Raw genomic sequence first — 7232 nt, 5'->3', positions numbered from 1 at the left:
CGGACGCGCGCGTCCGGCCACGACGCGACGAGATCGCGGGTACCGTCAGTGGAACAGTCGTCGACGACCAGCACCTCGAAATCGGTGAAGGTCTGTGCGGCGAGGCTTTGCAACGTTTCGGGCAGCCAGGCAGCGCCGTTATAGGCCGCCATGACGACGCTGACGGCGGGCGCGGTCATGCCGCGGCCCGCACCGTTTCGCGGCCGAGCAGTTGATCGACGATCATCAGTCCAACGTCGTTCTGCCACAGCCAGAGGCCGTTGGCCTGGCCGACGAAGCTCGGTTCGCCGCCGAGCCGCCCCCAGGGCACGAAGCCGGCGGCCAAGCCGATGCCGTAGAGGCCGGGGATCGGGCTACCCCCGGCATCGCGGACGCGGCAATGACGATCCACCATCGCGCCGCCCTGATCCGCGGCGAGCGGCAGGGGGGTGCCCGCGGCATCCTCGATAGGCAGCGCGTGTGGACGATAGCCGAGCGCGGCGACGACGAGATCGGCCTCGCGGATGAGACGGCGGGCGGTTTCGTCGGCATCCCCGGCGATGCGATGGCTGGCGACGCGGGGGTCGGCGACACGGCCGTCGACGCCGAGCAGGCGCAGCACGAGTTCGCGCGCCTCCAGCCGGAAGCCGGCAAGCCGATAGACGAAGCCGGATACGGGGCAGATATCGTCAGGGCCGAAATCGGTGAAGCCTTCGTTTCGGGCGGCCTCGATCGAGGGATAGAAGGGACGCAAGGGGCGGCGATGGAGGAGGGTGAGCGCGCCGGCGCCGAGCGGTATGCGCCCCTTGAGCAGCAGCGCGACGCTGGTCAATGCGCTGGTCGATCCACCGACGACCGCGACGCGCGGCGTGCGGATCGATGCCAGCCGCTCGGTGACCGCCTCCAGGCCGCCGATCGTCAGCAGCTCGTCGGAACGGACCAGGCGATCACCCGCCAGACGCCCGAGCGACTCGCCGGCGACGATGCGGTCGGCGACCGATGGCGGCTGGTGCCCGCCCGTCGCGATCACCACGGCGCGGGCGGTCTGCTGCGTCTCCTGGCCGTCCGACAGGCGGCGCAGGCGGACGCTCCACAGGCCATCGGCATGCCTGCGGGCGGAGATGGCTTCGTGGCCGGTGAGCACGGTGCCGCCACCGTCGCGGACGATGGAGGCGAGTCGCTGGCCGGTTTCGCGCAGTAGCGGGCCGGCGTCGGCGAGGGGGACGCCGAGTGCGTCGCGATAGGCGTCGACGGTGCGGCCGACGGGGTGATCGGCGAGCGCGGCGATCCGGGGATAGGGATTGTCGCGCACCGCGGTGAGAAAGGTCTGTGCGGTGGAATCGGAGGTGATCGCATAGCCGCCCAGGCGGCCGCCGCCGACATGGTCGTCGCGTTCCACCAGGATCATGTCGCGGGCGAGGGGGCCGAGCAGGCCGTGTTTGCTGGCGGCGGTGAGGATCGCGGTGCCCGCCGGGCCGCCGCCGACGATCACCACCGATGCGATGGGCGAGGCGATCGGAGCGGCCGGCGTCGCCACGACGCGCGGGATGACGTGCGAGCAGGCGCGTGCGACGACATCGACCACCCGTCCGACATCGCCCGCCACCATCGCATCGGTGATCGGCAGCGACAGCATGCGGCCGGCAACGTCGTCCGCCACCGGCGTCGGCTCGATGACGCCCTGGTCGCGGAACCAGGGCTGCTGCCCCAGATGCGGCGAGAAATACTGACCACAGCCAATCCCCTCCGCCTCGATCGCGGCGACGATGGCGGGGCGGTGGGCCCCGAGCGGGCGGGGCAGCAGCACGGGCATGAACTGCGTGGCGCGACGCGTGCCGGATGCGCGCTGCAGCGTCAGCGCGTCGCCGACCGCGGTGCGATAGGTCGCCTCCAGCATGGCGCGGTGATCGGTCACCGCGTCGATTTCGGCCAGTTTGGCGCGGGCCATGATCGCCAATATCTCGGGCAGCTTGGCGTTGAGGCCGGGCATCGTCGCGCTGCGCGGTGCGCCGAACCCGAAATTGGTCATCGCACGCAGCCGGTCGATCAGGTCGGTATCCGCGCTGTGGATCAGGCCGCCTTCCGCCACGGCAAAGGTCTTGGTGGCATGCATCGAATGGACGATGGCGAAGCGCGCATCGGCGCCGAAGGCACGACCGCCGGCGTCGCGCGTGCCGAGCGAGGCGGCGGCGTCGATCACCACGCCCACCCCGTGACGCGTCGCCAGCCAGGCATAGCGATCGAGATCGATGGCGTTGCCGAAGGTCGCATAAGGAACGATGACGCCGATGCGGGCGCCATGGGCGGCCAGCAACCGCTCCTCCGCGGCGGCGCAGGCGCCCCAGTCGTCCGGATCGATATCGCAGACGAGGGGCGTCAGCCCGGCCCACATCGCGGCATGGGCGGTGGCGGCAAAGGTCAGCGCCGGCATCAGCGCCATGGTGCCGGGCGCGATGCGGGTGCCGCCCGCGTCGCGGATCGCGATCATCAGGCCAAGCGTCGCATTGGCCACGGCGAGGCAGGCACCCCGGCCGTCGAACAGCCGCTCGGTCGCCTCCGCCTCGAACGCGCGCACCTCCGGCCCGTTGTTGCTGAACACGCCGGACGCCTCGACGCGGCGCAACGCATCCAGATGCTCGCTCAGCCGGGGCGGGTTGGGTGCGATCAGGGGAAGCGGAGGCATCATGGCGGTACCGGTTGTTGGAACGGCGCTGATATGGATCAAGCTGTGCTAATGTTCGGTTACGTACTAATGAAAATGGTGATCGCAGCCAGCGCCGTTGCGCGTGCGACGGGCGGCCGGTAAGCGCGCGGGAACCATGTCCCAGCCGCTCATCATCGCCGTGCCCAAGGGGCGCATCCTGGCCGAAGCGCTGCCGCTGCTCGCCGCCGCGGGTATCCGGCCCGAAGCCGCCTTTTCGGACGAGAACAGCCGTGCGCTGCGCTTCGCCACCGACGATCCGGAGATCGAGCTGATCCGGGTGCGCGCGTTCGACGTGGCGACCTTTGTCGCGCACGGCGCGGCGCAACTGGGCATCGTCGGGTCCGACGTGCTGGCCGAGTTCGATTATTCGGAACTGTATGCGCCGGTCGACCTGGGCATCGGGCATTGTCGGATCTCGGTGGCGGAGCCGGCCGACATGGCGGCGACGGACGATCCGCGCGGATGGAGCCATGTGCGCGTGGCGACGAAATATCCGCATATCACCAGTGCTTACTTCGCAAGGCGCGGGGTTCAGGCCGAGTGCGTGAAGCTGAACGGTGCGATGGAGCTGGCGCCGACGCTGGGGCTGGCGCCCCGGATCGTCGATCTCGTCTCCTCGGGGCGGACGCTGAAGGAGAACGGGCTGGTCGAGGTGGAGGTGATCGCGCATGTCACCTCGCGGCTGGTGGTCAACCGTGCGGCGATGAAGACGCGCGGGCGGGTGGTGCCGCTGGTCGAGGCGATCCGGCGCGCGGTGGCGGAGACGGCGGCATGATCCGGCTCGATACGACCGGGGTGGGCTTTGCCGCGGATTTCGATGCGCTGGTCGATGCGCGGCGCGAGGCGGATGCCGATGTCGCGCGCGACGTGGCGACCATCCTGCGCGCGGTCCGCGACGAAGGCGAGGCGGCGGTGGCGGCGTTCACGCGCAAGCTGGACGGGCACGACCTGGCGGAGACCGGCTGGCGGATCGAGCCGGCGGACTGCCGTGCCGCCTATGAGGGGCTGGAGCCCGAGCTGCGCGCGGCGCTGGACCTGGCGGCGGCGCGCATCCGGACCTATCACGAAAGGCAGAAGCCCGAGGATAGCGAGTGGGTGGACGAGGCGGGCGTCAGGCTGGGCGCGCGCTGGCGGCCGGTGGATGCGGCGGGGCTGTACGTGCCGGGCGGACGGGCGGCCTATCCATCCTCGCTGCTGATGAACGCGATTCCCGCCAAGGTGGCGGGCGTGGGGCGGCTGGTGATGACGGTGCCGACGCCCAAGGGGCAGACGAACGCGCTGGTGCTGGCGGCGGCGCATCTGGCGGGCGTGGACGAGGTGTGGCGGATCGGCGGCGCGCAGGCGATCGGCGCGCTGGCGTACGGCGCGGGCCGGATCGCGCGCGTCGACGTGGTGACGGGGCCGGGCAATGCCTGGGTCGCGGAGGCCAAGCGGCAGGTGTACGGCGTGGTCGGCATCGACATGGTCGCGGGGCCGAGCGAGATCGTGGTGGTGGCCGACGCCAGGAACGATCCCGAATGGATCGCCGCCGACCTGCTGAGCCAGGCCGAGCATGACACGGTGACGCAATCGATCCTGTTTACCGACGATGCCGCCTTTGCCGATCAGGTGGCAGCGGCGGTGGACCGGCAGATCCCCGAACTGACCACCGCCGCCGTGGCGCGCGCCGCCTGGGATGCGAACGGCGCGATCATCGTCGTGCCGACACTGGAGGAGGCGATGCCGCTGGTCGACCGGCTGGCGCCCGAGCATCTGCAGATCGCCACCGACGATCCGCAGGCATTGTTCGACCGGGTGCGCCATGCCGGCAGCGTGTTCCTGGGCCGCTACACCCCCGAGGCGATCGGCGATTACGTGGCGGGGCCCAACCATGTGCTGCCCACCGGGCGCCGGGCGCGCTTCGCCAGCGGACTGTCGGTGCTGGATTTCATGAAGCGGACGAGCTTTCTGGGACTGACCGAGGATTCGCTGAAGGCACTGGGGCCGGCCACCGTCGCGCTGGCCGAGGCGGAAGGGCTGCCGGCCCATGCGCGGTCGGTGGCGTTGCGGCTGCGGCTGAACCGGTAGGGCAAAGTTCTAGTCTGACAATTGACGACACGATCCCGCCGCCTCTAGAGTGAAATCCTGAGGCGCAACCAGCGCTTGGCGGGAGAGGATCGGCATGGAAACGGGACGTATGGCACGTCGGCTGGCGTGGAGCGCCGGCGTCGCGATGGCACTCGGCCTGGGGGCGGTGTCGGTGGCGCAGGACGCGCCGGCGCGCGGGGGGCAGGATCGCTATGTCGATCGGCCGGGATCGAACCCGATCATCCGCGATCGCTTCACCGCCGATGTCGCGCCCCTCGTCGTGGGTGACCGGCTGTACCTGTATGCCGGGCGCGACGAGGCCAAGGGCAAGCAGGGCTTCACGATGAACGAATGGCTGGCCTATTCGACCACCGACATGAAGAACTGGACGGCGCATGGCCCGATCATGAAGCCGACCGACTTCACCTGGGCGAAGGGCGAGGCCTGGGCGTCGCAGATGGTGGAGAAGAACGGCAAATTCTACTTCTACGTGACGGTGGAGCACGACAAGACGCATCCCGGCAAGGCGATCGGCGTCGCGGTGGGCGACACGCCGCTGGGGCCGTTCAGGGATGCACGCGGATCGGCGCTGGTCACGGACAACAAGGCGACGTGGCGGGCGTGGAGCGACATCGACCCCACCGTCTTCACCGACGATGACGGGACGAGCTGGCTGGCCTGGGGCAATTCCAACCTCTACATCGCCAAGCTGAAGCCCAACATGACCGAACTGGACGGCGAACCGCGAGAGTTGAAGGTCACCAATTATCTGGAAGGCCCGTGGCTGCACAAGCGGGGCAAGCTGTATTACCTGACCTATGCCTCCATCAAGGAGCCGGAGCAGAAGAAGGAGCGCATCTCCTACGCCACCGCCCCGTCAATCCAGGGGCCGTGGACCTATCGCGGCGAACTGACCGGCGAGGCGACGAACAGCTTCACCATCCACGCAGGCATCGTGCCGTTCAAGAACAACTGGTACTTCTTCTATCATGACGGCACGCTGACCATCGACGGCGAGCAGGGTGGAGAATTCCGGCGGTCGGCGGCGGTGGAGCGGCTGTATTACAATCCCGACGGGACGATCCGGCCGATCGTGCAGACACGGGAGGGCGTCACCTTGCCCGAAGGGCGAAAGGGCACGCCGACGACGACGGTGATGGGGAAGTAGCGGCGGGGTGACGACCGCGCCGCATCGGCGTAAAGGCGCGACGATGAATCGTACCAGCAACCGTACCAAAGAGCGCGCGGCGGCGCGCCTTGCCGCCGTTCAGGCGCTGTATCAGCACGAGATGGAGGGCACCGCCGTCCCCGTGCTGCTGCACGAATTCCACAACCACCGCATCGGCGCGACGATCGAGGATGTCGAATATGCCGATGCGGATACCGACTTCTTCGACGATATCGTCAAGGGCGTGACCGACCGGGCCGGCGAGATCGACCTGTTGATCGAGGGCAAGCTGGCCGCGGGCTGGTCGCTGGCACGGCTGGACAAGCCGATGAAGGCGATCCTGCGCGCCGGCACCTATGAGCTGCTGGCGCGCCGCGACGTGCCGGTGGGTGCGGTGATCAGCGAATATGTGGATGTGGCACATGCCTTTTACGAGCGGCGCGAGTCGGGGTTCGTGAACGGGGTGCTGGACGGCATCGCCAAGGCGGTGCGCGCCTGATGGCGGCCGCGCGGCGGTGACCGAGGGAGAGTTCATCGCCGCCTTACGCGCGCTGCCGCTGCATCCCGGCGCGCGCGGCCTGACCGACGATGGCGCGGTGGTGGATGCCGGCGCGTTGTTCGTGACCACCGATACGCTGGTCGAGGGGGTGCATTATCTGGCGGACGATCCGCCCGGCGACGTGGCGTGGAAGCTGCTCGCCACCAACCTGTCCGACCTGGCCGCCAAGGGGGCGGCGGTCGAGGGGGTGCTGCTGAATTATCCGATCGGCGACGATGCGTGGGACCGGGCATTCCTGGCCGGGTTCGGCGATGCGCTGCGCGCCACGGGCGCACGGTTGATCGGGGGGGATACCGTGTCGCTGCGCGGTGCCCGCACGCTGACGCTGACCGCGTTCGGCAGCGATGCGACGGCGCCGGTGCGATCGGGCGCGCGGGCGGGCGACGCTTTGTGGGTGACGGGCACGATCGGCGATGCCGGCGCGGGGCTTGCGATCGCGCAAGGTGCCGAGGGGCCGGCAGAATTGCTGGCGGCATATCGGCGGCCAGTGCCGCGGCTGGCCGAGGGGCGGGCGCTGGCGCCGGTGGTCGCTGCGATGATGGACGTGTCCGACGGGCTGCTGATCGATGCGGCGCGGATGGCGGCGGCGAGCGGGGTGGCGGTGACGGTCGATCTGGGCGCGGTGCCGCTGTCCGGCGCGTATCGGGCCTGGGGTGGCGATGCGCTGGCCGCCGCGACGGCGGGGGATGATTACGAGCTGCTGTTCGCGCTGGCCAAGGGGGCGGTGCCGCCGGTAGCGGCGACGCGGGTGGGAT

Annotated in this window: 7 protein-coding genes; 5 read left to right on the top strand and 2 right to left on the bottom strand. The window is 69.8% G+C overall.

Annotated elements, in window-relative coordinates; translation table 11 throughout:
• Both Q0U08_RS15655 and Q0U08_RS15650 read right to left on the bottom strand, forming a co-directional pair.
• On the bottom strand, positions 1 to 152 hold a 152-nt coding region (locus Q0U08_RS15655; RefSeq protein ID WP_298092468.1), incomplete at its 3' end, for a glycosyltransferase.
• A 23-nt stretch (positions 153 to 175) separates the two neighbouring features.
• On the bottom strand, positions 176 to 2662 hold the full coding sequence (locus Q0U08_RS15650; RefSeq protein WP_298092466.1) for a DegT/DnrJ/EryC1/StrS family aminotransferase: 2487 nt from the start codon (positions 2660 to 2662) through the stop codon (positions 176 to 178).
• Positions 2663 to 2798: 136 nt separating this feature from the next.
• On the opposite strand from Q0U08_RS15650, the gene hisG reads away from it, so the two are divergent.
• The 5 genes from hisG to thiL form a co-directional block, all read left to right on the top strand.
• On the top strand, positions 2799 to 3458 hold the full coding sequence (gene hisG / locus Q0U08_RS15645; protein ID WP_298092465.1) for an ATP phosphoribosyltransferase: 660 nt from the start codon (positions 2799 to 2801) through the stop codon (positions 3456 to 3458).
• Positions 3455 to 4750 carry a histidinol dehydrogenase gene (hisD, locus tag Q0U08_RS15640; protein ID WP_298092464.1) on the top strand — a complete coding sequence of 432 codons (1296 nt, stop codon included), beginning with the start codon at positions 3455 to 3457 and terminating at the stop codon, positions 4748 to 4750. The genes hisG and hisD overlap by 4 nt, the downstream gene beginning before the upstream one ends.
• A 109-nt stretch (positions 4751 to 4859) precedes the next feature.
• Entirely contained in the window at positions 4860 to 5918 is a 1059-nt protein-coding gene (locus tag Q0U08_RS15635; RefSeq protein WP_298092463.1) for a glycoside hydrolase family 43 protein, read from the top strand.
• Between the two features lie 43 nt (positions 5919 to 5961).
• Complete coding sequence (gene nusB, locus Q0U08_RS15630) at positions 5962 to 6417, top strand: transcription antitermination factor NusB (RefSeq protein WP_298092462.1); 456 nt, start codon at positions 5962 to 5964, stop codon at positions 6415 to 6417.
• A 16-nt stretch (positions 6418 to 6433) separates the two neighbouring features.
• Positions 6434 to 7232 (top strand): thiamine-phosphate kinase (gene thiL / locus Q0U08_RS15625; protein WP_298092461.1); only part of this gene is annotated, 799 nt, incomplete at its 3' end.

The organism is uncultured Sphingomonas sp., assembly GCF_946477935.1.
In the GTDB taxonomy this organism is placed as follows: Bacteria; Pseudomonadota; Alphaproteobacteria; order Sphingomonadales; family Sphingomonadaceae; genus Sphingomonas.
The sequence above is the reverse complement of the archived record's forward strand: the minus strand, read 5'-3'. Positions and strand labels throughout refer to the sequence as shown.